General features: G+C 34.8%; 32 protein-coding genes. 11 read left to right on the top strand and 21 right to left on the bottom strand.

Annotated elements, in window-relative coordinates:
- Positions 1–77 precede the first annotated feature (77 nt).
- Genes QW128_03200 through QW128_03180 form a run of 5 tightly spaced genes read left to right on the top strand, consistent with a single transcriptional unit; the run spans position 78 to position 4,120 of the window.
- Positions 78–1,109, top strand: coding sequence for an ABC transporter permease (locus tag QW128_03200; protein ID MEM3832592.1), 1,032 nt, complete (start codon positions 78–80; stop codon positions 1,107–1,109).
- Positions 1,078–2,013: an ABC transporter permease gene (locus QW128_03195; protein MEM3832591.1), complete on the top strand. Its 936-nt coding sequence runs from the start codon at positions 1,078–1,080 to the stop codon at positions 2,011–2,013. The genes QW128_03200 and QW128_03195 overlap by 32 nt, the downstream gene beginning before the upstream one ends.
- Before the next feature lie 4 nt (positions 2,014–2,017).
- A complete protein-coding gene (locus QW128_03190; protein ID MEM3832590.1) occupies positions 2,018–3,007 on the top strand; it encodes an ABC transporter ATP-binding protein in 990 nt (329 codons plus the stop codon).
- Position 3,008: 1 nt separating this feature from the next.
- Positions 3,009–3,977, top strand: a complete 969-nt coding sequence (locus QW128_03185; GenBank protein MEM3832589.1) for an ABC transporter ATP-binding protein — start codon at positions 3,009–3,011, stop codon at positions 3,975–3,977.
- Complete coding sequence (locus QW128_03180; GenBank protein MEM3832588.1) at positions 3,953–4,120, top strand: hypothetical protein; 168 nt, start codon at positions 3,953–3,955, stop codon at positions 4,118–4,120. The genes QW128_03185 and QW128_03180 overlap by 25 nt, the downstream gene beginning before the upstream one ends.
- Before the next feature lie 567 nt (positions 4,121–4,687).
- Here QW128_03180 and QW128_03175 read toward each other — a convergent pair.
- Complete coding sequence (locus QW128_03175; protein ID MEM3832587.1) at positions 4,688–5,251, bottom strand: hypothetical protein; 564 nt, start codon at positions 5,249–5,251, stop codon at positions 4,688–4,690.
- A 435-nt stretch (positions 5,252–5,686) separates the two neighbouring features.
- Here QW128_03175 and QW128_03170 point away from each other — a divergent pair, with 435 nt between their 5' ends.
- Together QW128_03170 and QW128_03165 are read left to right on the top strand one after the other, a co-directional pair.
- Positions 5,687–6,883 carry an NAD(P)/FAD-dependent oxidoreductase gene (locus QW128_03170; GenBank protein MEM3832586.1) on the top strand — a complete coding sequence of 399 codons (1,197 nt, stop codon included), beginning with the start codon at positions 5,687–5,689 and terminating at the stop codon, positions 6,881–6,883.
- A gap of 63 nt (positions 6,884–6,946) precedes the next feature.
- Positions 6,947–8,146 (top strand): redox-regulated ATPase YchF, encoded by a 1,200-nt coding sequence (locus tag QW128_03165; GenBank protein ID MEM3832585.1) that lies wholly within the window; start codon positions 6,947–6,949, stop codon positions 8,144–8,146.
- 15 nt (positions 8,147–8,161) lie between these two features.
- Here QW128_03165 and QW128_03160 read toward each other — a convergent pair whose 3' ends face one another.
- The 4 genes from QW128_03160 to QW128_03145 form a co-directional block, all read right to left on the bottom strand.
- Positions 8,162–8,785, bottom strand: a complete 624-nt coding sequence (locus QW128_03160; GenBank protein MEM3832584.1) for a 30S ribosomal protein S3ae — start codon at positions 8,783–8,785, stop codon at positions 8,162–8,164.
- Positions 8,786–8,873: 88 nt separating this feature from the next.
- Positions 8,874–9,131, bottom strand: a complete 258-nt coding sequence (locus QW128_03155; GenBank protein ID MEM3832583.1) for a hypothetical protein — start codon at positions 9,129–9,131, stop codon at positions 8,874–8,876.
- On the bottom strand, positions 9,118–10,542 hold the full coding sequence (locus QW128_03150; protein MEM3832582.1) for a DHH family phosphoesterase: 1,425 nt from the start codon (positions 10,540–10,542) through the stop codon (positions 9,118–9,120). The genes QW128_03155 and QW128_03150 overlap by 14 nt, the downstream gene beginning before the upstream one ends.
- A 79-nt stretch (positions 10,543–10,621) precedes the next feature.
- A complete protein-coding gene (locus QW128_03145; protein ID MEM3832581.1) occupies positions 10,622–11,059 on the bottom strand; it encodes a 30S ribosomal protein S15 in 438 nt (145 codons plus the stop codon).
- 62 nt (positions 11,060–11,121) lie between these two features.
- Between QW128_03145 and QW128_03140 the strand changes: the two genes are divergently transcribed.
- Positions 11,122–11,679, top strand: a complete 558-nt coding sequence (locus QW128_03140; GenBank protein MEM3832580.1) for an XTP/dITP diphosphatase — start codon at positions 11,122–11,124, stop codon at positions 11,677–11,679.
- Here the strand turns inward: QW128_03140 and QW128_03135 are convergent.
- The 11 genes from QW128_03135 to infB all read right to left on the bottom strand — a co-directional run bounded on the left by QW128_03135 (position 11,660) and on the right by infB (position 19,722).
- A complete protein-coding gene (locus tag QW128_03135) occupies positions 11,660–12,340 on the bottom strand; it encodes a Kae1-associated kinase Bud32 (GenBank protein MEM3832579.1) in 681 nt (226 codons plus the stop codon). The genes QW128_03140 and QW128_03135 overlap by 20 nt on opposite strands.
- Positions 12,328–13,317 carry a KEOPS complex N(6)-L-threonylcarbamoyladenine synthase Kae1 gene (gene kae1 / locus QW128_03130; GenBank protein ID MEM3832578.1) on the bottom strand — a complete coding sequence of 330 codons (990 nt, stop codon included), beginning with the start codon at positions 13,315–13,317 and terminating at the stop codon, positions 12,328–12,330. The genes QW128_03135 and kae1 overlap by 13 nt, the downstream gene beginning before the upstream one ends.
- 370 nt (positions 13,318–13,687) lie before the next feature.
- Positions 13,688–13,855, bottom strand: coding sequence for a 30S ribosomal protein S27ae (locus tag QW128_03125; GenBank protein ID MEM3832577.1), 168 nt, complete (start codon positions 13,853–13,855; stop codon positions 13,688–13,690).
- Between the two features lie 37 nt (positions 13,856–13,892).
- A complete protein-coding gene (locus QW128_03120) occupies positions 13,893–14,249 on the bottom strand; it encodes a hypothetical protein (GenBank protein ID MEM3832576.1) in 357 nt (118 codons plus the stop codon).
- Entirely contained in the window at positions 14,242–14,805 is a 564-nt protein-coding gene (locus QW128_03115; GenBank protein MEM3832575.1) for a GTP-dependent dephospho-CoA kinase family protein, read from the bottom strand. The genes QW128_03120 and QW128_03115 overlap by 8 nt, the downstream gene beginning before the upstream one ends.
- Positions 14,806–15,030, bottom strand: a complete 225-nt coding sequence (gene spt4 / locus QW128_03110; protein ID MEM3832574.1) for a transcription elongation factor subunit Spt4 — start codon at positions 15,028–15,030, stop codon at positions 14,806–14,808.
- Positions 15,023–15,598, bottom strand: coding sequence for a DNA-directed RNA polymerase (locus QW128_03105; GenBank protein ID MEM3832573.1), 576 nt, complete (start codon positions 15,596–15,598; stop codon positions 15,023–15,025). Before QW128_03105 ends, spt4 begins: the two co-directional genes overlap by 8 nt.
- Before the next feature lie 82 nt (positions 15,599–15,680).
- Positions 15,681–16,115, bottom strand: a complete 435-nt coding sequence (locus QW128_03100) for a 30S processome protein Utp24 (protein MEM3832572.1) — start codon at positions 16,113–16,115, stop codon at positions 15,681–15,683.
- A complete protein-coding gene (locus tag QW128_03095) occupies positions 16,079–17,368 on the bottom strand; it encodes a translation initiation factor IF-2 subunit gamma (GenBank protein MEM3832571.1) in 1,290 nt (429 codons plus the stop codon). The genes QW128_03100 and QW128_03095 overlap by 37 nt, the downstream gene beginning before the upstream one ends.
- 6 nt (positions 17,369–17,374) lie before the next feature.
- A complete protein-coding gene (locus QW128_03090) occupies positions 17,375–17,722 on the bottom strand; it encodes a 30S ribosomal protein S6e (GenBank protein MEM3832570.1) in 348 nt (115 codons plus the stop codon).
- A 230-nt stretch (positions 17,723–17,952) separates the two neighbouring features.
- Positions 17,953–19,722: a translation initiation factor IF-2 gene (infB, locus tag QW128_03085; GenBank protein MEM3832569.1), complete on the bottom strand. Its 1,770-nt coding sequence runs from the start codon at positions 19,720–19,722 to the stop codon at positions 17,953–17,955.
- 378 nt (positions 19,723–20,100) lie between these two features.
- Here infB and rpl7ae point away from each other — a divergent pair, with 378 nt between their 5' ends.
- Genes rpl7ae through QW128_03070 form a run of 3 tightly spaced genes read left to right on the top strand, consistent with a single transcriptional unit; the run spans position 20,101 to position 20,984 of the window.
- On the top strand, positions 20,101–20,490 hold the full coding sequence (gene rpl7ae, locus QW128_03080) for a 50S ribosomal protein L7Ae (protein ID MEM3832568.1): 390 nt from the start codon (positions 20,101–20,103) through the stop codon (positions 20,488–20,490).
- A gap of 51 nt (positions 20,491–20,541) precedes the next feature.
- On the top strand, positions 20,542–20,775 hold the full coding sequence (locus tag QW128_03075) for a 30S ribosomal protein S28e (GenBank protein ID MEM3832567.1): 234 nt from the start codon (positions 20,542–20,544) through the stop codon (positions 20,773–20,775).
- Between the two features lie 5 nt (positions 20,776–20,780).
- Positions 20,781–20,984 (top strand): 50S ribosomal protein L24e, encoded by a 204-nt coding sequence (locus QW128_03070; protein MEM3832566.1) that lies wholly within the window; start codon positions 20,781–20,783, stop codon positions 20,982–20,984.
- 220 nt (positions 20,985–21,204) lie between these two features.
- Here QW128_03070 and QW128_03065 read toward each other — a convergent pair whose 3' ends face one another.
- The 5 genes from QW128_03065 to QW128_03045 all read right to left on the bottom strand — a co-directional run bounded on the left by QW128_03065 (position 21,205) and on the right by QW128_03045 (position 26,594).
- Positions 21,205–23,001, bottom strand: a complete 1,797-nt coding sequence (locus QW128_03065; GenBank protein ID MEM3832565.1) for a glutamate--tRNA ligase — start codon at positions 22,999–23,001, stop codon at positions 21,205–21,207.
- Positions 23,002–23,010: 9 nt separating this feature from the next.
- Positions 23,011–24,006 carry a polyprenyl synthetase family protein gene (locus tag QW128_03060; protein MEM3832564.1) on the bottom strand — a complete coding sequence of 332 codons (996 nt, stop codon included), beginning with the start codon at positions 24,004–24,006 and terminating at the stop codon, positions 23,011–23,013.
- On the bottom strand, positions 23,990–25,102 hold the full coding sequence (fni, locus tag QW128_03055) for a type 2 isopentenyl-diphosphate Delta-isomerase (GenBank protein ID MEM3832563.1): 1,113 nt from the start codon (positions 25,100–25,102) through the stop codon (positions 23,990–23,992). Before fni ends, QW128_03060 begins: the two co-directional genes overlap by 17 nt.
- Positions 25,099–25,902, bottom strand: coding sequence for an isopentenyl phosphate kinase (locus QW128_03050; protein ID MEM3832562.1), 804 nt, complete (start codon positions 25,900–25,902; stop codon positions 25,099–25,101). The genes fni and QW128_03050 overlap by 4 nt, the downstream gene beginning before the upstream one ends.
- Before the next feature lie 440 nt (positions 25,903–26,342).
- Positions 26,343–26,594, bottom strand: coding sequence for a cation transporter dimerization domain-containing protein (locus QW128_03045; protein ID MEM3832561.1), 252 nt, complete (start codon positions 26,592–26,594; stop codon positions 26,343–26,345).
- Between the last annotated feature and the right edge of the window lie 141 nt (positions 26,595–26,735).

The following is a 26,735-nucleotide window of genomic DNA, read 5'->3' as shown; positions in this document are numbered from 1 at the left end:
TGTTGATAGTGTGATGTAGGTTATATTCTGATAAGAGAATACTTAAATAGTTCCGTGTTTTCATATTTAGGGGGAATATGAAGCTTTATGAGTATGTAGCACGTAGGCTTCTATTATTGTTTCCAGTTTTGCTAGGTGTTCTTTTAATAACATTTTACATTTCAAGGATAATATTGGATCCCACTGCTGCATATGTTACCGAGAAGACCCCTGAATCCGCAATACCTGCTATAAGAAAGCAATTAGGTCTTGATCAACCTTTTCCTGTTCAGTTTGCAATTTATATTAAAGATCTTTTCACGCTCAACTGGGGATGGTCAAAAACTGCTCATGATGCTGTTATTAATGCTATTGCTGCTCATTTTCCTGCTACTGTTGAGTTAACGATATTTGCGTTCTTGCTTACAATAGGTATTGGGATTCCTATAGGTATTATTAGTGCGTTACGTAGTAATAGTTTAGTGGATCATGCAACCAGGTTTACAGCCTTAGTTGGTATATCAACACCAGTTTTTTGGTTAGCTCTTATGCTTCAATACATTTTTACATATTGGACTAAAAATAATGGATTACCGTATCTTCCAAGTACTGGTCGTTATGATCCAATACTTATTTTAAGTTATCCTGTTCAAAAAATAACTGGGTTGATGATTCTGGATTCTTTGATTCAAGGGAACTGGATTATGGCATGGGATGCTTTCAACCATCTAATATTGCCTGCAATTACTTTATCATTTCTTAATATAGGCGTGATTGCTAGGATTACTAGGTCTTCATTCCTTGAGGTTCTTAGGCAAGATTACATATCAGCTGCTAAAGCTTATGGTCTTCCTGAGCGTAGAATTTATTATAAGTATGCCTTGAAAAATGCTATGATTCCTGTAACCACTATTAGTGGTCTTATGTTTGGTGGAATGTTAGGTGGTGCTGTGATAACTGAGACTATTTTTGCATTTCCAGGTATGGGATGGTTAGCTGTAAGAGCAATAACATATAATGATTCAGCGACAATACTTGGTTTTACTGTTCTAGCTACTTTTATTTATGTTTTTACAAACTTAGTTGTAGATATCATATATGCATGGCTTGATCCAAGGATTAAGTATTAGAGGTGATGATATGACTTCACAAGAAGCACGAGTTTCAAGAAGAATGGAATTAGAGCTTCGTTTAAAGGATTTGAAATATGCTTTATGGCTTTTGAGTAGAAATAAACTTATTGTTCTTGGATTTGGTATAGCTGTGTTTTACATCATACTAGCAATCATAGGACCATTCATCGTTGATCCAAAAATAGCGGAAAGTGTTAATTACGCAAATCAACATAAACCACCGAGTTGGAAGTATATATTCGGTACTGACGACATTGGACGAGATTTATTAAGCATGATAGTGTTAGGTGCTCGTTATGATCTTTGGATTGCAGGCACTGTTGTATTTTTAGCGTTATCAATAGGAATATTGGTAGGCAGCATTTCTGGTTATATTGGAGGGAAAATTGATGAGTTATTTATGAGAGTTACAGATGTGTTTTTAGCATTTCCAGGACTTATACTGGCTATGGCAATTACAGAAGTTTTAGGTAGATCATTCACTAATCTTATGTTGGCATTAGTAATAATTTGGTGGAGTGGTTATGCTAGAATTATGAGAGGCCAATTTTTAGCTGAAAAGGAAAAACCATATGTACAAGCTGCAAAGGTTTTAGGTATACCTTCGTGGAGAATTATTTTAAGGCACGTTCTTCCCAATTCAATATATCCACTATTAGTTGTTGCTACGTTAGATATAGGCGGTGTAATGTTAACTGCTGCAGCATTAAGTTTCATAGGATTAGGGCCTTCACCTTTTGAACCTGAATGGGGACAACTTGCTGCTAGAGGTTCAAGTTACATTTTTCAGGCACCTTGGGAAGTTTTATTTCCTGGATTAGCAATTCTCTTTGCAAGTTTAGGGTTTAACCTAGTCGGTGATGGACTCAGAGATGTATTAGATCCAAGGCTCAGGAGGTGATTTTTTGGAGAGGTTATTAGAAGTAAAAGATCTAGTTGTCAGATTTCGCACATTTAGAGGTATTGTGAAAGCATTAAATGGTGTAACATTTGACGTCAATAAAGGTGAGATCATCGGTTTAGCCGGGGAAACAGGAAGCGGTAAAACAGTTACAGGATTTACTATTATGAGACTTTTACCTCCTAATGCTACCGTGACAAATGGTAGCATTTTATTTAATGGTACGGATCTTTTAAAATTAGATCCTAAAGAAATGTCTAAGATAAGAGGTAAAAAAATTACAGCTATCTTTCAAGATCCTCATACATATCTTAATCCAGTTTTCCGTATTGGTGACCAGTTCGTTGATGTATTGATGCATCATATGAAAAATGAGGATAAAAACAAGACAAAAATGAAAAAAGAAGCATGGTCACAAGCAATTGAAATGTTAAAAGAAGTTGGTATGCCAGCACCTGAAAATGTTATGAAAATGTACCCTCATGAGCTCAGTGGAGGTATGAAACAGAGAGTAATGATAGCTATGGCTTTTTCATTAAGACCTGAGCTAGTAGTTGCAGATGAGCCCACAACAGCTCTTGATGTATCTATACAAGCACAAGTACTTGAAATTATGAAGGAAATACAGAAAAAATATGGCACATCAGTAATATTTATCACACATGACTTAGGTGTTATTGCAGAAATAGCTAGAAGGGTTGCTATCATGTATGCAGGAAAGATAATCGAATTTGGAAAAGTCGAGGATGTATTTAAAGAACCTCTGCATCCATATACTAAAGGATTGCTTTCCGCATTACCTAGAGTTGATAGAGACATAAAACCACAAAGTATAAGTGGGACAGTCCCTGATTTAGTAAATCCTCCTACAGGATGTGCATTTCACCCAAGATGCAAATATGTCATGAATATATGCAGAGAGACCATACCAAAATTTATAGAAATTCAACCAGAACATTATGTAGCATGTCACTTATACATGGAGGGAAGCTAAAATGCCTGAATTGCTTAGAGTAGAGGGATTAGCAAAATATTTTCCTATATACAGTGGGATTATCCAGAAAATTGTTGGGTATATCTATGCTGTAGAAGACGCTACGTTCACAGTAAACAAGGGAGAAACGTTAGGACTTGTTGGAGAGACTGGCTGTGGCAAAACAACTGTCGGAAGACTTATAGTAAAATTAATAGAACCTACTAGAGGGAAAATATTCTATGATAATAAAGATGTGACTAAAATACATAAAAAAGAACTTAAAAAATATCGTAGTAAAGTTCAAATGGTATTTCAAGATCCTTATGCATCACTTAATCCTAGAATGATAATCAAAGATATGCTGTTTGAAGTTATGAAATATCATGATATTCCTAAATCAGTAATGTATGATTACGCTGTAAAACTTATGGAACGAGTGGGTTTGAGTGAAGAGCATCTTTATAGGTATCCTCATGAGCTTAGTGGAGGACAACGTCAACGTGTAGTGATAGCAAGAGCTTTAACAGTTAATCCTGAATTTATAGTACTTGATGAACCGACAGCATCACTTGATGTTTCAGTTCAAGCTCAAGTATTAGATCTCCTTAAAGAATTACAAGAAAAACATGGTTATGCATACTTATTTATAACACACAACCTAGCAGTAGTACGTTACATGAGCACAAAAATAGCAGTCATGTATAGGGGAATGATAGTTGAAAAAGCACCCACAAAGGTCTTATTCGAAGATCCTAAACATCCATATACGCAAGCATTACTTTCAAGCGTACCCATACCAGACCCAACAATAAAAAGAAATAGAATAATTTTAAAAGGAGAACCACCAAATCCTACAATCCTAATAAATGGATGCCCATTTGCTCATAGGTGTCCCTATGCAGTTGATAAATGTTTTAAAGAAACCCCTCCATTAATAAAAATTAATAACGATGATGAGACAAGATGTTGGCTTCTAGAGAAAAAATAGATAAAAAGGATGCCATAGCATTTGCTATAGCATTTATTGAAACTAAACTACTTCCTATCATAATATTCTTAATAATACTAATTATAATATCTATAATTCTTCAGATAATAACTGGTAATCAACCATATCAAACTACACCATAAACTAAAGCTAAAATTTTGTTTATATTATTAAAACACTACATAATTTCATTTGGTTATTAACTTTTAATGCTCACGTTTTAATTTTTATACTTTGTCTAAACATGAAACGAACACTGTACAATAAATAATTAAGAACTCTGTACGCAATAAACTACATAGTTCAGAAATCTCCTCACAGGAAATAGAGGAGATAAATCAAAAAATTGTCAAATACCATGGATAGCACAGACTATGAATTATGAAGATTCATGGATAATTAGAATGAATTTAAGCAAGCCAAAAGAAATATCATTATTAAAAGTTTAATTAAAACAAAAAATGTTGCCTGTTTTGAGACACCACTTGATTTCACCTATTTCACAATAGGTATTGAATGCAGTCAAGTGATCATAACTCTTTCTGATATTATTTCTCAATTACCTCTAAATTCAACAATATACATAATTACAGAGAATTCATCGATGATACTAAAGCATATTCTCATGAATAAATTGGTGCCAGACGGTAAATCGATGATAGATATGAAGATCTAATATAAAGGAACAAATATACAAAAAAAGATAATTTTTAGCGTTTACGCAATAGAAATATTATTACTCCTATAACTACTATTATAATAATACTTATGATGTATAAAAATAATGATGAGCTCGGAAATGTTGTTTGAGTTGTAGTTGGAGAGGTTGGAGAAGATGGTTTCCCTACTATTAAGGTTATGGTTGCTGTGTTGCCTGGAAAACTATCTGGCCCTGAGCCAACTAAATGTATTGTCACTGTATACGTTCCTTTAGGAGTGTTAGATGATGACCTTATTGTAAGATGAGCTATTCCTTGATAACCATTATTATAGGGTATTTCTGATGGTGAAAACAATGCATCAGTATTAGGTGGTAATCCTGTCGCACTAAATTTCTCCGTTCCATAGTTTATATTCAACGCTGTTGATATAGAAATCGTAATGTTAGCTGACTCTCCTGGCTCGATAGTTATAGTTTTAGGATTAGGATCTAAATTTACACAAAATGCTTGTGTCGAGATCGGTGATAGTATGAGAATCTGTAGTAAAAGAAGTAAAGTAGGAAGCATAAAACGTGTGAAAGATAAAAGGTGATTATCTGCTTTTTGTTCCATAGTAATTATAAATTTTTGTTAAATTCAATTAAATTTAACCTATGCATGATGTTTTTTATGATAAAATTTAATGCATTATTTTTGCTATATTTTTCATAATTTTACGAGTAATTTTGTATTTGTTTTTTGCTTTCATAGTAAAGATAAGGAAAGTCTTAATCTGAAGGTTTGCTATATAGGGAAAGAGCTGTAGACTGTGATTGTTAGTTAAAGTGATATTGATAAGGTTGTCCAAGCATAAACTGAAGGAACAGTTATGAAGATTAAGGTGTATGGGAATTCTGAAAAAAGAACACAACGACAATATCAAACATTGAGAGAAATACTTATGCGTACAAAATACTTTAAGAGCTCCCAGATAAAAAAACATAGTCTAATGATGTAAAACCCCATAATGAAATTAAGGTTATATAGTTTGTGTATTTTGTTTTTATTATGAAGTATGATGTGGTTATAGTTGGTGGTGGACCTGCTGGTGCCACTGCTGTTAAGTGGATGGCTAAACGCGGTGTTCGTGTTCTTTTAGTAGAGAAAAATAGTGATTTTGCTGTGAAAGCTTGTGCTGAGGGAGTTACTAACCTTGCTTTTGAAGCAATGGGTATTTCACCTTCGGAAAAGATTCGTGCATTTAGAATTAGTGGTGCGTGGCTTTATCCTCCTGAAGCTTCTAATGCCATGTATGTTCCTGTTGAGAAAGTAAACCTTTCAGGTTATGTGGTTGATAAACGTCTCTTATTAAGAGAGTTGGTCTTTGAGGGTATGGAAAACGGTGCTGATGTACTTATGAACGCTTATGTTGTTGATTTTCTAAAAAAAGATGGTAACAAGTTTTCTGGTGTGATTGTTTCTCGTAATGGAGAATATATTAAGATTCATAGCAAGATTGTGATTGTTTGTGATGGTGTTACTGGAATTAGTAGGGTGCTTATAGGTCGTAATGATAGAACTCTTGAACCTGCTTATCAATATACCATGGCGAACGTTTTACTTAACGATAACAATTCTATACATATATTTTTTGGAAGAAAGTATGCGCCTTTGGGTTATTTATGGATTTTTCCGAAGGATATTAATGTTGCAAATGTTGGATTAGGAGCTAGGGGTGTAAATTTGCGAGATTATCTGAACAAATTTATTTTTGAAAATCCTAGTTTATTTAAGGATTCTAGTATCATTAAGGTTAATGCTGGCGTGATTGATTTATCTGGGCAAATTGATGATCCAGTCATGAATGGGTTAATGATCTGTGGCGAAGCAGCCGGTCATGTTGTACCAATTACTGGAGAGGGTATAGGGCCTTCTGCAGTAGCTGGAAAGATTGCAGGAGAGGTTGCTGTTGAGGCTTTAGAAAGTAATGATTTTTCTAAAGGTTTTCTTAAAAAGTATGTGCAACGTTTTCGTTCTCACAGGTATAGTAAAATGATCAATGTGGGTCTCAAGGCTAGGCTTTTATTTGAAAATCTTGACGATAAGGATTTAAATAATGTGTTTAGAATCCTCGAACCTGACGATTTTATAGGTATCTTTAATGGTGATAGAAATAGTTATCTACAAGCTATGGTGAAATTGTTAAAGAGTCCTGCCATGATGTTTAAAATTGCTCAAGTCTCGTATAAGCTCTTAGGTTTTTAAGTTTAGTTTTATGGTTATATACGTGTTGTTAGATAAAATAGTAGGTGTATTGGTTTGCCTCTTGTGGGTGTTGTTGGTAAGCCAAATGTTGGTAAAAGTACTTTTTTCATGGCGCTTACTATGGTTCCAGTTAAGATTGCTCCTTACCCTTTTACTACAATCAATCCGAATAAAGGAATTGCTAATGTTCGTGTGGAATGTGTGTGTCGTGAGTTTAATGTAATTGATAATCCTAGGAATTCTAAGTGTATCAATGGGATTAGATACGTGCCTGTCGAAGTAATTGATGTGGCAGGTCTTGTGCCTGATGCATGGAAAGGTAGGGGTTTAGGTAATAAGTTTCTTGATGATCTAAGACAAGCTGATGCCTTAATACATATTGTTGACGCTTCAGGCGGCACTGATGCAGAAGGTAACATTGTTCCTCCTGGCACTAGAAATCCGTTAGAGGATGTAAAGTTCATCGAACGTGAGTTCACTATGTGGGTGTATCAGAATCTTGAAAGATCATGGGATAGAGATATAAGAAGTGTTGAACACCAAGGCTCAATTGATGTTGTGGAATTCTTTTACCAAAAATTATCAGGTTATTCAATACCGCGTTGGGCTATTGCTAACGTACTTGAGAAAAGTAGTCTTATTAACAAACCATTAAGATTATGGGGTTCTGATGATCGGCTTGAATTTATTCGCGAGGTATTGTTTAAAGGTAAGCCAATGCTTATTGTTGCTAATAAGGCTGACTTGCCCCAGTCTAAAGAATATATTGATGTTATGAAGAAAGAGCTCAGAAATTACATTATTATACCTGCTTCTGCTGAGGCTGAACTTATATTAAGGACTGCCCAGCAAAAAGGGCTTATTGATTATACTCCTGGTTCAAAAGATTTCGTTGTCAAGGATCATCTTAATGAAAAAGTTTCTAAAGCATTAGAATACATCAGGAAGAATGTTCTTGATGTTTATGGTTCTACTGGTGTTCAAGAGGCATTAGAACTAACATACTTTAAGTTGCTTAATTATATTGCCGTTTTTCCTGTTGAAGATGTTAATTCTCTGAGCGACCACGAGGGAAGAATTTTACCAGATGTATTTCTTGTTCCTAGTGACATTACTGCTAGAGAGTTTGCATACAAGATACATAGTGATTTGGGTGAGAGCTTTTTATATGCTATTGATGTTAGGTCAAAACAAAAAGTAGGTGAGAATTATAAACTTAAGCATAGGGATGTTGTAAAAATAGTTGCAACTAAAGGTAGATAATCAACTAGTAGATTGCTATTGTGAAGTTATTTTGACGGATTCTTGTATGGCTACGTGGGTAGAGAATACTTCTTCTTTTCGGATTAATTTACTTTTTCGTATTTCAACTTTTTTACATGGATAGATTTTCTTTGCTCTCTCAGTCATTAATGATGCTAGCTTTCCTAATAACATTTCTCTGACTAGTTCATCCAATGTAAGTTGTGGTACGTGCTCAATTAATGCTTGTAACATGGCTTTACGTATTTGACGTTCTTTGGAGGTTGACACTCTTCTTATTGTGACTGCCATTACAAAAATTCTAACAATCCAGTTATCTTTAGTTTTCATATCTGTTATTAAGTCTACTCTTGAACTTCCTCGTCTCACGAGACTTCTGATATAATCTCTTGTTGTGTCATGCATAATGAACATTGTATAGGCTTTGTTGTTCTCAACTTTCGTGATTTTTAGTTTTAATTTGATGAATTGATGTTCGATTTCCTTCGTTATTTCGTAGAGGCTGACTTCCACCGTTCTACCTACTATTTTTTCGATATCTCTTGTGGCTATTTCAGCTATCTCACTTTTACCGAATGTCTCTGGAGCATACACAGGAACCCACATTATTGGGGCTTTTTTAACTGTCCTTACAGGCATCTTTGCACCACTCAACACACTAATAAAATATCTCTACATAAATGTTTTGTTTTTATTTATGAAATTGTGTTCATATCTTTTTACCTTATTAATTAAAAGAGTTTACTAGGTCGGATGTTTTAATTGTGAGAGATATCGTCTCTATTAGCTCATCTATTGTTGAGAATAGTCTGAGTACATTATCACCATTGTATTCAATATAGATAAATAATTTTTTACTAGTTGATTTGCTTTCTAATTTTAGGTCATGTGGTAATGGTTTATTATCAGGATATAATGCGCATTCTATAGTTTTTGCTAAAGGTTGTAGAAAATTGAAAGTTACTTTTGCTTTAATCTGTATCATGATAACCACCTATCTGTTTATCTATTATTTCATCGAATTCTTCTATGAATTCTTTTTCTGAATTTTCGGGTATTTGCGCTCCTCCGGCAGCATCATGTCCTCCGCCAATTCCGCCTACTTTTTCAGCTACTTTGCTGATTGCTTTGCCAACATTTATACCTTTTTCAATTAATTCTCTCGGTGCTCTGGCTGAAATTTTTAAATAACCAGGTTTTGTACGAGATTTAGTTATGCCTACTGTAACCATTGATCCACCAAGTATTCTACTGTTCAGAGCAATTGTTGTTATTACGCCCATCATTCTATCACCAACATCTTCTAATTTGAAAGCATTTATCCATTTACCTTTAGTTATGATGTCAGCATTATTTTGTAATATTTCAAGTTTTTTAGCAATTATTTGTCTATGCTTTCCTATGATATCTACTACGTTTTGTTGTTCAATTTTACCTAATATGAATGCTTCTATCGGATACCACTCCATATCAAGCCTGCCACATGCGTTTAAAAAAGCTGAAAGTTCTCTTATGCTTGGTATTATATTATCTTTTACGTATATATAATCATGTCCATAGAGATTTTCTGCTTGCTCTGCAGTCCCGCCATATCCTAAGATGTGTAAAACTAGTCTTGATGCCAGCAGTTTTAATTCATTTTCATTTAATTCTGCCAAAGTTCTTAAACGTCCTGAAATCTCTGGGTTTATACCAATGTTTTTTAGGAATTCATATGATGCCTGCTCATCTCCACTTAACCCTGCTAAATAAGGCTCTGTTGTGTTAGCGATTGCTCTTACTATTGGTGTAGTTGTGGGTGATCCAGAAAGTAAAAGCCGTACTCTTACAGAGATGTAACCAGACTCCACACCTTCATTAACGATTTTTGAATTAATTGATACAAAACTTTTCTTAGGTCCTTGATCTTGTTGATCGCCTATAGCACCTGCTAACGCAAATCTTACAAGATCTATATTTTTTTCATCCAGATGTTTAGCTAATAAGTAGCTAAGTCCTGCTGAACTAACATCAACACTGCCATTAAATCCGTATTCATGTGGATTAATCTCTAATACCCATGAAGGAAGATCTTTTTCTGGTATTTCATGATGATCTATTATTATAACTTTTTTGTTCGTTTTTTCATTAGAAAATTTCCTGGAAATTGCGCTACCAAAATCTGCTAAGATCGCTGTATCTGCACTATTGGATAGTATATTATTCATTATGTCAATGTCAAGCTGATCAACAATTCTTAATTGGAATGGAATTCTCATGCGATAGACTGTCGAGGCTAAAATTATTGCTGATGACAATCCATCGGCATCAAAATGTGATACAATAAAAACATTATTTGATTTCTTTAATAGATCTACAGCTTGATTTATAATGCTAAGTAAATTTTCATAGCTCATAGCGACAATCACTTAATCTCTAGAATGGGATTTAAAACTTTCTATTCATGAGAATGATGTTAATTATACATTAAAATGTTTATCGTGGTAATGTGATGCCATGTTCCCATGTTTGTGGTAAAATGCCTTCTCTTTTATAGTATTTGGTTAGCCGATTAATTTTTGAGATAATACTCTCAAGTCCTCTGAGAGATTTACTATCTTTGGGATGTTCTTGCAAATGTCTTAGAACTCTCTCTGCACGTTTAATGAGGTTTACTAAATCTTCAGGGATTTGTGGAGCTAGATTCTCCTCTTTAAGAATTTGTGTTATGGATTTCCCTGTGATTAATGAAGCCAGAGGTATACCGTACTGGTCACGTAGGATTATTCCAATCATTGATGGTGGATGTCCTTTTCTAGCTAGATTAATTATTAGTGAACGGACCTCTTCAGCTCTATATTTTCTAATTAAATTTTCGTTAGGTGAGATAGGTCGTGTACTATGTGATTTACCTTTTTCGCGGTTCTTATTCAAGGCTTACACCTTACATGATTTTATACGAGTAGTAATATATATTTTTCACTAGTCTAACTAATGTGGCAACAATAATATTTGTTACTGGGAATAAAAATAAAGTACGTGAGGTGGAGACTTTTTTAAAAACGTTTGGTATCGATATAACTGATGTTAATCTTGATATAGATGAAGTCCAAGCAGATGACATAGAATATATTGCGCGACGTGCAGCTGAAGATTCCTATAGATTTTTAAAAAAAGCTCTCATAGTAGAAGATTCTGGATTATACATTAACGCATTAAATGGTTTTCCTGGACCATATTCTTCATATGTTTATAGAACTTTAGGAGTAAATGGCATACTTAAACTCATGAGTAATGTAGAAAAGAGAGACGCTATCTTTAAAGCTGCTATAGCTTACGCTGATGAAAAAATAGTTAAGGTATTTGTTGGAGAAATAAGGGGTAAGATAAGTTTTGAACCAAGAGGGAGGGGATGGGGGTTTGATCCGATTTTTATACCTGATGGATCATCGAAAACATTTGGAGAAATGGATGTAAATGAAAAAAATATCTTTTCCCATAGGGGTAAGGCATTATTAGAATTTGCTAAATGGTTTACTGCAATTCATTCTTAAGTTTTCTTTCATGAATATATCGTCCTCTTAATTTTATCTCTCTCATTTTTTCTTTAATAAGTTTAGTTTTTTCACTACCTACAACATCAGAGTATCCTTTTAGAACTTCATTAAGGAATAGTGTTGCTATTTTGTGGTGATTACTATCAAGTATACGGTTGAGAAGGTGTAAATCTAATCCATGATCCTCCAATCTATTTGTTTTTTCTGCAAGCCCAAAGTCTATAAGATACAGCCTGTCGTTCCGTACTATGACGTTTGACGTGGTCAAATCACCGTGCATAATATTATTTCTATGAAGCTTACCTATTATAGTACCTAGTACATAAGCCCATTTAATTCCCTCGCTAGGATTAATCTCAAGTATACTTTTTAGCGTTGACCCCTCTATATATTCCATTACTATTGTCATTTCGTCTAAGTCAATATCATATATGATTGGAACGTTAATACCTATCTCCAATGCCTCCGCCATAATTTTTGCCTCAGATATTGTCCTATGTTCCCTTATTATTTTATCTAACATTGTGTGTCTATATGGTTTAGAGATTCTTACTTTAAATATTGCTGGAAGATCTAGCCATACACCAAGCCAAATTTCTGATTCTGCGCCTCGTTTTATTAATTGTTTTTTTGTTGTTTCTAATGTTATTTCATCCATGGTATGTCAACCTCGTCGATTCTCCAACGAGACTTTACACTACTTTCTTCAACCGGGATTGTTATGCCATTCTGGTACATTAACACCCCGGTCCACGCTATCATAGCGCCATTATCACCGGCATATTCATCGGGAACTACATGAAAGCTTGCATTATGCAATGATGCAACAACACTGAGCATTTTCTGAAGCTTATTACTTCTTGCCACACCACCAGTAAGAATTACTGCCTCTTTTCCTAAAAACGCTAATGCTCTTTCAACAACTTCACATAACATGCTGTACGAATACTCTACTACGCTGAGGCATACATCCTCTATTCTAGCACCATTTTTTATTGCTCTAAGTGCAGATGTATATAGTCCTGAAAATGATAGATCTTGACCTTTCACTGTGTATGGTAGGTTAAGTATTTGTTTACCAGATTCTGCATTTTTTTCTATGCTTACAAGGCCCGGAAATGGGAACCCTAGTTTTTCTCCTAATGAATCAAGGAAATTGCCTAAAGCAACATCCAATGTTTCTCCAAATACTCTATACCTACCATCCATGTAGGCCATGATACTCGTATGTCCTCCAGAAACAAATACAACTAAGGGATCTTTCACATTAGCAGTTAATTTCGCTATCTCTATATGTGCCACGCCATGATTCACTGGTACTAAAGGAACATTGAGAAGGAGAGCTAGTGTTCTTGCAGTTGTGGCTCCAATTCTCAAACACGGCCCTAATCCTGGGCCTAATGCTACTGCTATCGCACTTATCTCATCCAGTTTAACATTAGATTGTGTTAAAGCTTGTTTTAATACTGAATTTGCAACTAACGCATGATGTTTAGCGCATTCTCTAGGATGAATACCCCCTTTCTGAGGTTTATAGATATCTTTTGCATTAGCTAATATACGTCCATCCGATGAGGCTATACCAACACCAAAAGTATGCGCTGTACTTTCTATACCCAATACCAACTTGGACATAGTTCCGTCCTAAATTACTTTAAACCAAAATATAACAATATTTTATTCTCATTGTTTATGTAAGGAGAGGAAATTTTTGGTGCTTATTTGTATCCGAAAGTCTCATTCTTAAGATATGAAGAGGTTAAGGGTTGGACAGCAGTTCCCAAATAGATAGATTTTTATAGATGTTTAGTGTATTAAAGAATGCATGAACGTGCCCGATATGTGGTGGTAAATTGGCACCGAATGGGCACGTCTAAACATGCTCAGGATGAGGGGAGCCCCGCTGCCCCAGAAAGCCCCCAATGAGGTTGAGGGGGAAGGGACGAAAGTCCATGAATCCCACAACGGGAGTTCTTGCTATTTATATAAGTTTTCTAAACTTTTTTTATTTACTTTTCAGAAAAATCGTATAGTGACAAGCTCCGCAGGTCCATCTTGGTATTGGTTCTTTATGAAAAGCCATGTAGGAACCACATCTAGGACATTTCTGATTTTTTGGTTTTATTTTACCTGTTGAATAATCATACTCATAAAGTTTATGAACATTTGCCATTTGATTTACCTCGATAGTCTTGATTATATTCTATTATTTAACTTTTTTGTTCTTTTTTAGCTTCAGATTTTCCAGTTTTCATTGCTTCCAATGCTTTTTTACGTTCAGATCTTGGTAAGTTTCTTAATTTAATGTATTCTGGTTCAATGATTTTCTCTGGTGAATTGTAGACATGAATTTTACAAAAAGTTACATTAGTTCCGTAATAAGTTCTTAGCCTTTTTACGATTACATTATCTACAGGCGCTCCCATTTTTGATGCAAAGAATGATCTGACATTATGACGAGACGGTGTTGCAGATTTTATATGTATTAATTTGATCATATACTCTTTTCGTTCTAGTAATGGATTTTCTACGGATTTTATTATTTCAAATTGTATTTCTTCACCCATTTTTACTCACTCGCTCCAATATTTTTTTAATAAACATCTTTTTAGATTTTTCGCTTTTCACCAATATTAATCCTACATCAGGTAACCCATAGAATATTACTGTGTTGTCTTCGGAATAAAGTGTTACTGGGAGTACAAGCAAATCCTCTTCACCATCAACAACTATAGCACATCTGTTCTCATTGATGCATTCTTTAATAACTGTTAACACTTCTTTACTTATTGTTCCTGGAGGATTTTTTACATTCCTAATTATTTTAGCCCAATTATAAACCCATCTATCATCTATACTATTTCGTTTCTCGCGTTTATCAATAACTATAACGTTTGGGCTAAAACCTTCGCTGATGAAATTATATGATACTCTATCACCAACTAAAATTACTTTACTCGAACCAAGTTCTGACAGATATTTTATTGCAAGTTTTGTTGATTCAGGATGCGGATATGGTAATAAGAGACCAAGAGGGTATTTTAAAAAAATTCTCAAATTCCGTTTTTCGGATAATTTAGGTATACCTACATATCCTCTAGGTAATTCAGTTAGTTTAACCAACTAAACTACACCTTTTACTTTTATTGCATATTTACCAGGTTTTTTTAGGTTTAACATTTGTGCCAGTGCCGATTGCTCTGGTTTGTACAATATTATTACGCCACTCCAGTTCTTTGTGAAAGTATTATTTCCGCAATTTGGACAAATAATTTCTTTATCCTCAACTAAGTATTTACATTTTATACATGCTTTCATTCCAAGTGTAATTCTTCGTTCTTCAGCCAACAGTTTTCATCTCCTTTTTCATACCTTTTGATCGTTCAATGTCTTCCTTTATCCAGTCTATTTTTCCAAGGAATGGTTGTCTCATGGTTAATCCTACTCTAACCGACGATCCGGACACACTAACTGAAACTATTCTAGCTCTTACTCTGTCACCTTTACCTATTGTGCGTTTAGTTTTTTCTCCAATGCAAAGCGCTCGACGAACGTCCACATTTGCTCTATCGTCCATAACTTGCGAGATGTGAATTAATCCCTCAAGGGGGCCAGATCTTACGATTAATCCAAAACTTTTCACATCAATAATTTCTCCTTCTATAACTTCTTTATCGTGAGGCATATAAGTGAGTGCACTAAATTTAGCGATGTGGTATGATGCGCCATCTCCCTGTAAAATTTTACCAAATCTAGAAACCTTCACATCAAATATAGAAAGAACATAGCCAAGATCTTTTATAAATCTACCTTCATACTCACTCCTTAAAATTTTCTTTGCAGTATCCTCTAATGTTTCACCAAGCTTATCTGCTGGTATTCTCACAATACCTTTTATTTTACAGAGCATATACATGAACGCCACACCTACCAATTAACAATCATTTGAGCATTATTAAATACCCATATATATTTGTTTATTTATACTTTTGCAGTTTTCAAAGTCCGAAATAATCCACATTACCATCATATCGTAAATAAATATGAGGTATTCCTAGTTTTCTAAGACGTGATCTCAAATGCACATCATTTGTTGCAACAATTAATTTTTTCTCAAAGGCTATTCTTATTATAAAACTGTCCACATCTTCATTGGGCATTAGCTTATCTGATAACTTTTCATATCTATTAGCCATTTCAAGAGCTAACAATGCTAAACGACCACGTTTGCCTCCTCTAGACATTATAGATCTCAGTTCATCTAAAACAACGTGAGGAACTACAGGTTTAAAAACGTGATCAGATTTTTTCTCAACTATTGCTAGAAGATCTTTACCTTTTTCAACACAAGCTAAAATGAAGCTTGTATCCATTAAAATAAGCATATTTTTGGCTCTCAATCCTTTAGCACTCCATAACCAATTAGTCTCCATCTGTTAGCAATTTTTCTGTTTAACGCAACTTTACTATTTTTGTATGCTACAACCGGCGCTCCTAACTTGAACACTAATTCATCGCTAGTCATGGAGGTTATGACACCTAGGACTCTGCTCGCACCTATGTTTAACACAAGTTCCTCTTTAATTTTTAGAGGTTCTACCTTTACTTGTTCCTTCATACCTATCACATAATCAAATAATTTATACTCAACAGTTATATTCATTACAGGTCTGGGCAGTTGCCCAGGCCTCCCTACTACATTACCAATCATTCCATCATTCTTTGTTAATGAAGGATCAAGCTCTGTTGAAACACCGATTAAACCACCAGGACGAGCAACATCCAATTCAATATCACCACTTCTCAAACCTGTGACTTTAGTTATGATAGGAAGAAACGTTATTTTATCACCTTTTCTAATTTTAGCTCCAGGCAAGATTTCAATTTCATCACCTACTTTCAATGTACCTTGTAGGATTGTACCTCCCAAAACGCCACCGTGTAAATTCTCAACTGGTGTTCCAGGTTTATTTATATCGAATGAACGAATTACATGCATAGTCAAAGATTTACTTTCATCCCTTGCTGGGTTCGGCATATATTTTTGTATAGCTTCAATTAATAAATCTAGGTTTGCTTTATGAAGAGCTGAAATAGGTATGATAAGAGCGTTTTCAGCAAAAGTTCCTTTTAAAAAATCCTTAATCTCTTTATAACTTTCCACAGCTCTTTCTTTTGACACAACTTCTACTTTGTTTTGAACTACTATGAGATTTCTTACATCCATAATTTCTAATGCTTTAAAATGTTCCCTAGTCTGAGGTTGAGGGCATGGTAGGGTAGCATCGACAACAAGGATGGCTGAATCCATCACAGCAGCCCCAGAAAGCATGGTAGCCATTAACATTTCATGCCCAGGGCTATCCACAAAAGAAATAAATCTTACCGGTTCTAAGGTTGATCCACACCTTTTACATTTTCCATCTGGTGACAAAGCTAAAGTAGTCCATTTATAAGGTTCAGGACAAACAGGGCACCTCATTATTAATGTATTTGCATACCCGAGCTTAATGGTAATTCCTTTTCGTAATTCTTCTGAATGCCTCGCAGTCCATACACCGCTTAAGCTTAATACTAATGTAGTTTTTCCACTATCCACGTGTCCAGCTGTACCAATGTTGATTAGAGGTTGTTTAAGTTCAGGTCGTTCCTCTTGCACAGTGACCTTATCTGCGATTTGATTCACCTCAGTTTATTCATAAACTATCATAGTGTTAATTTGTACTATGTCCTCGGTTATAGTATTTCCGCGAATCATAACGCGTCTACGCTCTCCTTTCTTTTTTGGCCTATAACCTGGAGGTCCCGCTAACAAGACTTTACGTTTAGCACCACCCGGCAGATCCGCTCTCATAGGAAAACCAGAATTATCAGACCCTCCTGTGATTTTTATTTTTTTATCTGGCATTCCAAACAATGTTCCACTTATTACATCCCCTATTTTTAAACCTATTAACGATTGTGCATCCTTTCCTGAAACTGTTACTTGCTGCGATTTACCAGTTTTCGGATCACTAATCACCACTTTAAATTCAGGCATGTTTATCCTATTCTCATATAATACACTTCCCAAAAAAGTTTTCCTTTAAAATTCATTCCTGACATCTTTTAATTTAACACTATTTTAGAGTTACTGTTCCTCTTATCACTAACAAATCTTCTATTTAGTAACACTTGCTAAAGAATGCTCTCAAAGACTTCAGAAAATACTTCTTCAGGAGGCAGGGAAAAGGTTAATCTATTTAACAAAATTCATCATAATGAATGAAATTAAATCTTTGTCTCAAAATACAGTTTCGTTAGTTTTTCGAGTAATATAATCTCATCTTGTGATAGTTCTGATCTGTACTTGGTGAGTATCATTTTTAAGTGTGTTTCAGGAATTTTTACATAAAGTATTTCATTTTCTTTCACATTTCTTCCAATATAAATATCGCCCTTTACTGATATAGCTACACTTTGGCCTTTTATTGCCTCTTGCAATGGCTTGCCCATCTCTTGTATCTGTAGAATTGTGCCTACCAGTTGTCCATTCTCTTTCATAAGGGGATATCCTGATCTAATTCTGCCTGATAGTATTTCTACACCAAATATGGCGGGGTCATTCTTACGAAAAACGTAACCAGGTAAAACTTTAATAGCTCCAGGCAATATCAATGTTGATAGCTCTTTTTGTCTCTCTTCAAGCTTAAGTTTCTCAACCCATTCCCGATATTCTTCCACAATTCTATAGATTATATTGTTGTAAAAGATTGGAATCCCCTTACTTGAGGCTTCATCTTTAGCATCTGGCAAAACTTTCGCGTTAAACGCAAACACACAACCATAATATCTATTATGTTCTTTTGAAATAAATGCTTCTATAATGTCTCTACGAGATACTGGACCTACATCGGCCAACCTTACTGGAATATTCATCGACTTTACATAACTAGTAAAAGCTTCAAGTGTGCCCAATGCATCAGCCTTAATAATAACACCAATTCTATCAGTAGATATTCGTATAGAGCGTATTTCATTCATTACATCATTAGAAATTTTCTCAATATTCTCAGGCTTGTCAACTACTATAAAAGGTGCACCAGCTACTGCACTTTCAATATCTGGGGCGACAACCTTCACACCAGCTGCTGCGATAACCTCATTAACATTCTTGAACTTATCTTCAGGAGACATCATCTCATCAAGCGGTTTAGGCATTAAAATAGCTCTCACATGAGAAATTATAGGTTTTTCAAGTGAACCTACTACTATGAGATCTCCACGACGTAATATACCATCAAAAATAATCACATCAAGAGTAGGGCCTAATCCTACTTCCTCCTTAACCTCTAAAACTACACCTCTAGCAGGGCCTTCAGTATAACTAAGACGTAATGAGATATAAGCTTGAGCCATGCCACTCACAGCAGCCAAAAGCTCAGCAATACCTTCACCAGTCACAGCGCTAGTAGGTATAATTGCAACAGTTTTAGCAAAATTCTTTACCCTATCAAATCGATCAGCTAAGATACCAAGCTTAGACAATTCACCCATAAGTGTATAAATTCTATTCTCAAGATTTTCATAAACAGTATTTTCTTGCCTAGAGATAGATTCCAAAAACGAAAATGTATTCATCGGCTTCCAACCTGGGATCCTATCAATCTTATTGAATGCAATAACAAACATAGTATTCCTAGCTTTTAGTATTTCAAGGCTTTCTAACGTTTGCTTCTCAATACCCTTTAGTGCATCAATAACCAGAATAGCCATATCAGCAACAGAACCACCTCTCACGCGCAAATTCGAGAATGCCTCATGACCTGGAGTATCAATAACTAAAATTCCGGGAACCCTGATATTAATATTAAACCGCGTTTTCAAAGACTCACAGATCTTTTCAATCGTTGACTTTGGTAGAAATGATGCGCCAATATGTTGAGTTATACCTCCAGCTTCCCTCATTTGAACAGCAGTACCTCTAATCTTATCTAACAACAATGTTTTTCCAACATCAACGTGACCTAAAACAACTAATATTGGCTGTCTTAATGGCATAACTATATTCTAAAAATAAAATACCCTAATAAGTTTATTGACAAAATAGATCAACCAGACTCTTTAGACAGGATATCTACAAAGAAGCCGACAAGAAATCACTATAAACGGTTCTTAGGACTTTACAGAGTTTTGAGTTATGCCAGAGCAGAACCTATTAAACTCGCTTGAGAGTGTCTCCGAAATCATAAACATATACATAAGTATATTGGTAATTCACACCAAAACTAAAATCTTAGAGCTTTCTCATCGAATATTCATGTAGGTTTGACTGATTAAGTACTAGCTTTATTAAGGTTCTAAAATTTTTATTGCGACACATTTTTATAGCAGTTAAAACGTTAGAATATGAACAAGCTATGAACATAGGTGAGCGATGTGTCCGCAAAAAAACCATTTTATGTAAAATTTGAAGTACCTTCGGAAATAGCCGAGAAGGCATATGAATTAGTAAGAAAAGTAAAAGACTCAGGGAAATTAAGGCGAGGTACAAATGAAACAACCAAAGCTGTAGAAAGAGGAGTTGCAAAAATGGTTATAATAGCTGAAGACGTAGATCCTCCAGAGATTGTAGCACCATTACCTTTACTCTGTGATGAGAGAAATATTCCATACCTGTATGTGCCATCGAAGAAAACATTAGGTGAAGCAGCAGGAATAGAAGTGCCAGCAGCATCGATAGCAATTATAGAAATTGGAGAAGCAAAGTCACTCTATGATGAATTGGTCGCGGTATATTCCGAGCTTAAAGCAAAAGTAAAGAAATGAAACAATATAATTTTATAAACAACTAACGAATTTTTTAGTTAGGTGGTGAAATTGAGTGAAAAAAGTCAAACTCAACAAATAACGGATACAACCCCAGCTGAAGTAATACAAATTATAGGAAGAACTGGTGTGACTGGTGAAATAACACAGGTACGAGTAAAAATACTTGAAGGAAAGGATAAAGGAAGAGTAATAACCAGAAATGTAAAGGGACCAGTTAAAATAGGCGACATTCTTATGCTAAGAGAGACCGAAAGAGAAGCTAGAAAACTTACAGTGAGGTAAAAATCATGGTCTACAAATGCTCATTCTGTGGTAAAAACATTATACAAGGAACTGGAACAATATTTGTAAAAACAGATGGAACAATACTGAGATTCTGTTCAAGCAAATGTAGAAAAAATTACTTCATGGGCAGAGATCCACGAAAATATAAATGGACACTACGCTACGTAAAACATGTACAGCAAGCTAAAATAACAGAAACCTCATAACCTACTACACAAGCAAAAACTCAATAGATTAAACCTTTGCTTCTTATTTAGTGAAGATTTATTATAATATTAGTTAAGGTTAAACTTACTATCAATAGTAGAAGGGTTTTAAGTTACGTAGGAATACGCATCTGATCATGATAATGGACTGAAAACATGGAATTTCACGTTTAGAGACGTGTGGGTTGTCTAGTGGATAAGCTCTGTTTTATGGTAAAAATTAATCATGCGAATAATAAAAGACTATTTCTTTTTCGGTTATTGTATCAAGTCTTGCAAACCCGAACCTGTAGAATTGTACTGGAATGTTTGGTGTGAGTTTAGAGATACTTTGTTCACCAACACCGTAAACTATTTGACCTGGCATGACAACTTTTATTTTTACGTTATTGTCTGTTGGAACCCATTGAATGATTGTTAGCCCTTTGTTTTTTGCGTATTCTAGATTGTTTCCAATGTTTTTTGCGATGATTTCTTTTTCTTTTATTGAGACTATTTTGATGTTAGTGAGACTCATTAACCTTAATTCAAGTCCTGGGGAGAGTTTTATTATGTTATTTTCATACATGTCTGTATAGTCTATGTATACTGTTGTAGCATTATTTGTTGTTGTAATTTTTAATGTTCGAAAACCTCTTTCTGGATGATTGGGATGGAATGGTAGGTGCGCTTCTAGTGAATTTATGTTTGTTATGGTTAGTTTGGGTGGTTCGTTCCATGGTCCGTTTCTGACGAACATGTAACGATTTGCTATTGTTTCTAAGCGTTTTCTGTTGAGTGCCGCTAGATTTATCCATGATATTGTTGCCTCAATTGGTTTTGTGCTTATATCTATGATTATTTCCCTGATAGTTTCTGGTAATATGCCCCTTCTTCTCAATGCCATTAATGTGCCTAATCGTGGATCATCCCATCCATAATATTCACCTTTTGAAATACCTGTTCTTATTTTAGATTTTGAAAGTACCACTCCCTCCAATTTCATTCTACCAAAGCTTATTACTTCTGGCATTGGCCAGTTCATATGTTTGTATAAATAGCTTTGTTTTACTGTGTTAGTTAGATGTTCTTTGGCTCTCAGTACGTGTGTTATTCCCATTAAATGATCGTCAACTCCTGCTGCAAAATTATATGTTGGCCATACGAAATATTTTCTACCTATTCTAGGGTGTGGATATTTTTTTATGTTAACAATTCTAAATGCAACCCAGTCTCGCACGCTAGGATCTGGATGAGCTAAGTCTGTCTTTACTCTAAGAACTGCTTTACCTTCAGCAAATGATCCATTAATCATTTTTTCCCAGAGTTCTAGATTAATTTGTACATCTTGATCTCTATGTGGACATGGTTTGCCCACATCTCTGAATTTTTTAAATGTGTCTTGACTGCATGTGCAGATGTATGCTCCTCCTTTTTCTATTAATTCTTTTGCAAGCCTAAGATAGATGTCCATTCTATCTGATTGTATATATTCTTCATCCCATTTAGCACTTAACCACTCAACGTCTCTTCTAATATAATCGTATTCCTTTTTCTCAGTCGACTTGTTGATGAAGAGTATTGGTCTTTTTAATTTAGGATCAGTATCTTCAAATCTTAAGATAAATTTACCTTTGTACATTCTAGCATATTCGTGTGATAGGATTATTGGCCTTGCGCTTCCTAAATGGAGTGGTCCATCTGGATTCGGAGCAAACCTAGTAACAATGAGTTTGTATTTGTCAGCATTTGGTAGGGGAGGTAATTGTTTTTCTTTTCTTTCTATCTTTTGTTCACTTAACGCTTCAGGCCATATTTGTGATAATTTGTCTTTTTGTTCATTGACTGACATTGAATTCACTTGTTCAACTATTTTTTTGACTAGATCTACTAGGGATTTTATATTTTGTCTGAGTTCCGGATGTTCTGATAAAATTTTTGAAATTACAGCATCTACCTTGGCTTTACCTCCAAATTTTACAGCATTAAGTAACGCATGTTTTAAAGCAATTTCTTTAATTTTCTCATCGAAACTCATAATTCTCACTTAATAGTTTCGTGCCAGTATGAATTCTATAAGTTCATCAAGAAGTTCCTTCTGATCTTTATTTGGTAATACAGTTAGATTCTTTCTTGCGTTTTCTCCATATTGTTTAGCCAATTTATATGAATAATCTATTATTCCTGTATTAAGCAATATATCTTGTATTTCTTTCACATCCTCTTGCGTTATTAGTTTGTTACCCAAGTTCTTTTTCAACAATTCTTTTATTTTGGTATCTCCGTGTTTTAGCGCATAAATGATAGGTAGCGTTTTTTTGCCTTCCCTTATATCATTACCTACAGGTTTTCCTGTGACTTTCTCGTCGCCAATGATACCTAGTATATCATCTATAATTTGGAATGCTACTCCTAGGTTTCTTCCAAAACGTCTCATTGTTATTCTTTTTTCACCTTTAACACCTGCGATAACGGCGCCCATTTCAGAGGAACATTCAAAAAGTGCACCAGTTTTAAGATAAATCATTTTTAAGTATGAATCTACATTTACATACTTTTCATTAGAAAATAAAATATCATAACTCTGTCCTATAGCTAGACGTTGTGTTGCTAATGCGAGTAAGTTGTTTGCAATTTGAATTCTATTGGAATGAATACTAAATCTTTCAAGTTCATTAAGTGTTGTGAAAGCCATAGCAAAAAGCATGTCACCAGCAATTATTGCCATTGAAGTACCCCAGACCGTGTGTACAGTCTTTAACCCTCTACGCACTTCATCTTGATCTATTATATCATCGTGTATAAGACTAAAATTATGTATATACTCAACAGCTAAAGCAGCTGGTATTAATGTGTCGGTTTTCATACCAAATCCTCTTCCAACAGTAATTACTATAAAAGGTCTCAATCTCTTACCGCCACCTTTAATCAAATGTGCACATGAATCTCTTAACTCGGGTGGCTGTATCTTATCGATGCGTAATAAAGCTTCTTTAGTGATTAAGTCCGCGTAAAATTTTAATTCTTCATTCAATTTGCTCATTTAGATCACTTCTCGATGACCAACGCATAGTATTAATACCTCTAGACTCTAACCATGTTTTTAACCAATCTCTTATTATTAAAGGTTTTCGTTGAAGTTGCAGTATGTTTTTAGCCTCTACAAGAAACATTGTTGTCCTCAATTCAAGTATATATTTATTAATCAAATCAGCGGCATTCTCAATCCCACCCTGTATTAACTCTTTTAATATCGGTCGCGCAATAGCGACCAATGAAGCGCCTAAAGAGAGAGCTTTAGCTACTTCTATACCATTTTTTATTCCCCCACCAGCTATAACTGGTAAATCCACATGAGATAGAACTTCACATAATGATGCAGCAGTAGGTATTCCCCAATCCCAAAATAATTTTGCAAGTTCCATTTTTTGTTTGTCATTTGCCGTTTCTGCTCTATAATATTCTACGGCAGCCCAACTTGTACCGCCGGCCCCATCAATTTCTATACCACTTACTCCAACCTTTTTAAGTAGTACTGCATCTTCATAACTGAAACCAAACCCTATTTCTTTTGCTATAATAGGTATACCAACATCTTTCGAAACATCAGACAACGTGTTAAACCACTCACTAAAGTCCGGAGTACCTTCAATTTGAACGGCCTCTTGCACGGGGTTAAAATGTATTGCTATTGCATCAGCTTTAATCATTTCAATAGCTTTTCTAATGCCACTCATACCATATTCTTTAAGCTGTGCTGCTCCTAAATTCCCCATTACAAATATGTCAGGAGCTTCTTCACGAACTACTGAGAACGTATAAGCTAATTCAGGATGATTAAGCGCAGCTCTCTGGCTGCCTACACACATTCCGATACCTAGTTTTTGAGCTATGCGTGCCAAACCTCGATTAATCCTTTCCGCATCCTCATAACCTCCAGTCATACAACCGATGAGTAATGGTGCTTTAAAATGCTTTTCTAGAAATGTCGTCGATATATCTATCTCATCTATTTTTAATCTAGTGGCTCCACGATGCACAAACTCTATGCATTCAAATCCCGTTGTTTTTGTCTTAAAACTTACATCCTTATTAACTACAATATCTACATGCTCGCCTTTTCTCTTTCTTATACTCAAGTCTTTAACCCCCTGAGTAATGTACCTATCTCAATCGTTCCTTTTAAAGTCTTTTGAAGTAAACCATGCCTATTCCCATTTATGAATACTACATCAGTCCCCATGCGTGCTATTTCAATTGCTGATTCTAGTTTACCTTTTATACCACCAGTAACATCTTTTTCAGAATTACCACTACTTTTAGCTATCTCTATAGCATCATTAATGGTTAGTTCTTTTATAAGTCTAGCGTTTTTATCTATCTTAGGATCAGATGTATAGATGCCATCCACATCCAAACAAAAAATTACACTCTTAGGTTTAAAATACTTCGCCAATTCTATAATCATTTTATCACCAGATAATATGGAAAATCCATTAGATTTATCGAGCACAACATCACCGTAAAGTACTGGTGTGAAACCTATGTTTAATGAAAGATTAATAGTTTCAAAAAAATATAACCAAACTTTTTTGGTATCAGTAACTATTATTGAAAATGGTGAGATTGATGCTGCAGGTATTCCATGATTTATTAAGGAATTTACTACATATAAATTGAGTTCTTTCATAGCAGACTCTGTTAAACTTGCCCCTATTAAAGTCGATCCTCCTAATCCTGAACTCACTTTATATTTTTTGGCTAATGGATGCCCAAAACTTCCCCCACCATGCACTATAATAGTTCTGACCTGCAATTCTGCAATTTCCCGACTGAGCCTATTTAATGTATCTTTTTTTATAAACTTTTCTTTTGATTTATCAGTTATCACACTACCTCCTAATTTTATTACAATGAGATCACTTTTTGTCTCGCTCATAGTAAATTAAAACACTTTCTAACTTATAAATCATAATGTTTTTCACATAAGCTTAAACACTTATAAGATCTCTCTTACAGAAAAATCATTGTTTTGAAACCTAAAATGAGAAAAAACTTAGACCGTACATTTTCGCTATTAAAGATTTCTATAGCTATCTATTTCAGGCACATCTGCTGGCTCGGGGGCTCACTCATCCCCCATCTCACACCTCTCATTAAAGTATGGCTATGTTCTTAACACCATTTAGATGTCGCTCCATCCACATCGGGAATATCCCAGAGCCAAAGCACTAGGTTTTCTAGACATCCATCTTTAAAACTTGAACAATAATTTTTTATACTCTTTTGATATGATTATTTTGGTCAATGATGTGTTTGCCGAGTGATGATTTAATGATTTGAAAAGATTTTCTGAGACCATCATATAAATGAGAATATTTAAGTTGATTTTTTAGTTATTACGGGTTGACTCTCTGCTTCTATGTATATATGCTTTACGAATGGGTATGATTGTTTTATTTTTTGTTCTATTTCATCAATTATATATTCTATTTCATCTGTTGTTAATTTGTCTTTGAAATTAATATCAATGCCAAGTATTACATGATTAATTCCAAAATAAACACTTTTTATATCAATTATCTGATTAACTTGTGGTATAGACAAAACAATCTTTCGAATGTGTTCCACTACATATGGTTCTAACCGTTGTGGGATTCATAGACTTTCGTCCCTTCCCTCTCACCTCGATTATTTGAGGCTCATAGAGGGCTTTCTGGGGCAACGGGGCTCCCCTCATCCTGAGCATGTTTAAGCACGCGGTCACGTCTC

It is taken from the genome of Thermoprotei archaeon, assembly GCA_038881895.1.
Classification (GTDB): Archaea; Thermoproteota; Thermoprotei; order Gearchaeales; family WAQG01; genus JAVZOV01.
Note: the sequence above shows the minus strand (reverse complement) of the source record. Positions and strands in the feature narration are given on the sequence as shown.

What these genes read in the sequence shown, in the direction of transcription:
- QW128_03185 (MEM3832589.1), top strand. Translation starts at nt 3,009, where the DNA reads ATGCCTGAATTGCTTAGAGTAGAGGGATTAGCAAAATATTTTCCTATA.
- QW128_03070 (MEM3832566.1), top strand. Translation starts at nt 20,781, where the DNA reads ATGGTCTACAAATGCTCATTCTGTGGTAAAAACATTATACAAGGAACT.
- QW128_03050 (MEM3832562.1), bottom strand. Translation starts at nt 25,902, where the DNA reads ATGAGCGAGACAAAAAGTGATCTCATTGTAATAAAATTAGGAGGTAGT.
- QW128_03105 (MEM3832573.1), bottom strand. Translation starts at nt 15,598, where the DNA reads ATGTATATGCTCTGTAAAATAAAAGGTATTGTGAGAATACCAGCAGAT.
- QW128_03195 (MEM3832591.1), top strand. Translation starts at nt 1,078, where the DNA reads ATGCATGGCTTGATCCAAGGATTAAGTATTAGAGGTGATGATATGACT.
- QW128_03150 (MEM3832582.1), bottom strand. Translation starts at nt 10,542, where the DNA reads ATGAGCTATGAAAATTTACTTAGCATTATAAATCAAGCTGTAGATCTA.
- QW128_03170 (MEM3832586.1), top strand. Translation starts at nt 5,687, where the DNA reads ATGAAGTATGATGTGGTTATAGTTGGTGGTGGACCTGCTGGTGCCACT.
- QW128_03065 (MEM3832565.1), bottom strand. Translation starts at nt 23,001, where the DNA reads ATGAGTTTCGATGAGAAAATTAAAGAAATTGCTTTAAAACATGCGTTA.
- QW128_03200 (MEM3832592.1), top strand. Translation starts at nt 78, where the DNA reads ATGAAGCTTTATGAGTATGTAGCACGTAGGCTTCTATTATTGTTTCCA.
- QW128_03175 (MEM3832587.1), bottom strand. Translation starts at nt 5,251, where the DNA reads ATGGAACAAAAAGCAGATAATCACCTTTTATCTTTCACACGTTTTATG.
- QW128_03125 (MEM3832577.1), bottom strand. Translation starts at nt 13,855, where the DNA reads ATGGCAAATGTTCATAAACTTTATGAGTATGATTATTCAACAGGTAAA.
- QW128_03180 (MEM3832588.1), top strand. Translation starts at nt 3,953, where the DNA reads ATGTTGGCTTCTAGAGAAAAAATAGATAAAAAGGATGCCATAGCATTT.
- QW128_03135 (MEM3832579.1), bottom strand. Translation starts at nt 12,340, where the DNA reads ATGGATGAAATAACATTAGAAACAACAAAAAAACAATTAATAAAACGA.
- infB (MEM3832569.1), bottom strand. Translation starts at nt 19,722, where the DNA reads ATGCCATTAAGACAGCCAATATTAGTTGTTTTAGGTCACGTTGATGTT.
- QW128_03120 (MEM3832576.1), bottom strand. Translation starts at nt 14,249, where the DNA reads ATGGGTGAAGAAATACAATTTGAAATAATAAAATCCGTAGAAAATCCA.
- QW128_03160 (MEM3832584.1), bottom strand. Translation starts at nt 8,785, where the DNA reads ATGCCTGTAAGGACAGTTAAAAAAGCCCCAATAATGTGGGTTCCTGTG.
- QW128_03155 (MEM3832583.1), bottom strand. Translation starts at nt 9,131, where the DNA reads ATGATACAGATTAAAGCAAAAGTAACTTTCAATTTTCTACAACCTTTA.
- QW128_03100 (MEM3832572.1), bottom strand. Translation starts at nt 16,115, where the DNA reads ATGGAGACTAATTGGTTATGGAGTGCTAAAGGATTGAGAGCCAAAAAT.
- QW128_03060 (MEM3832564.1), bottom strand. Translation starts at nt 24,006, where the DNA reads ATGAGCAAATTGAATGAAGAATTAAAATTTTACGCGGACTTAATCACT.
- QW128_03090 (MEM3832570.1), bottom strand. Translation starts at nt 17,722, where the DNA reads ATGCCTGAATTTAAAGTGGTGATTAGTGATCCGAAAACTGGTAAATCG.
- kae1 (MEM3832578.1), bottom strand. Translation starts at nt 13,317, where the DNA reads ATGTCCAAGTTGGTATTGGGTATAGAAAGTACAGCGCATACTTTTGGT.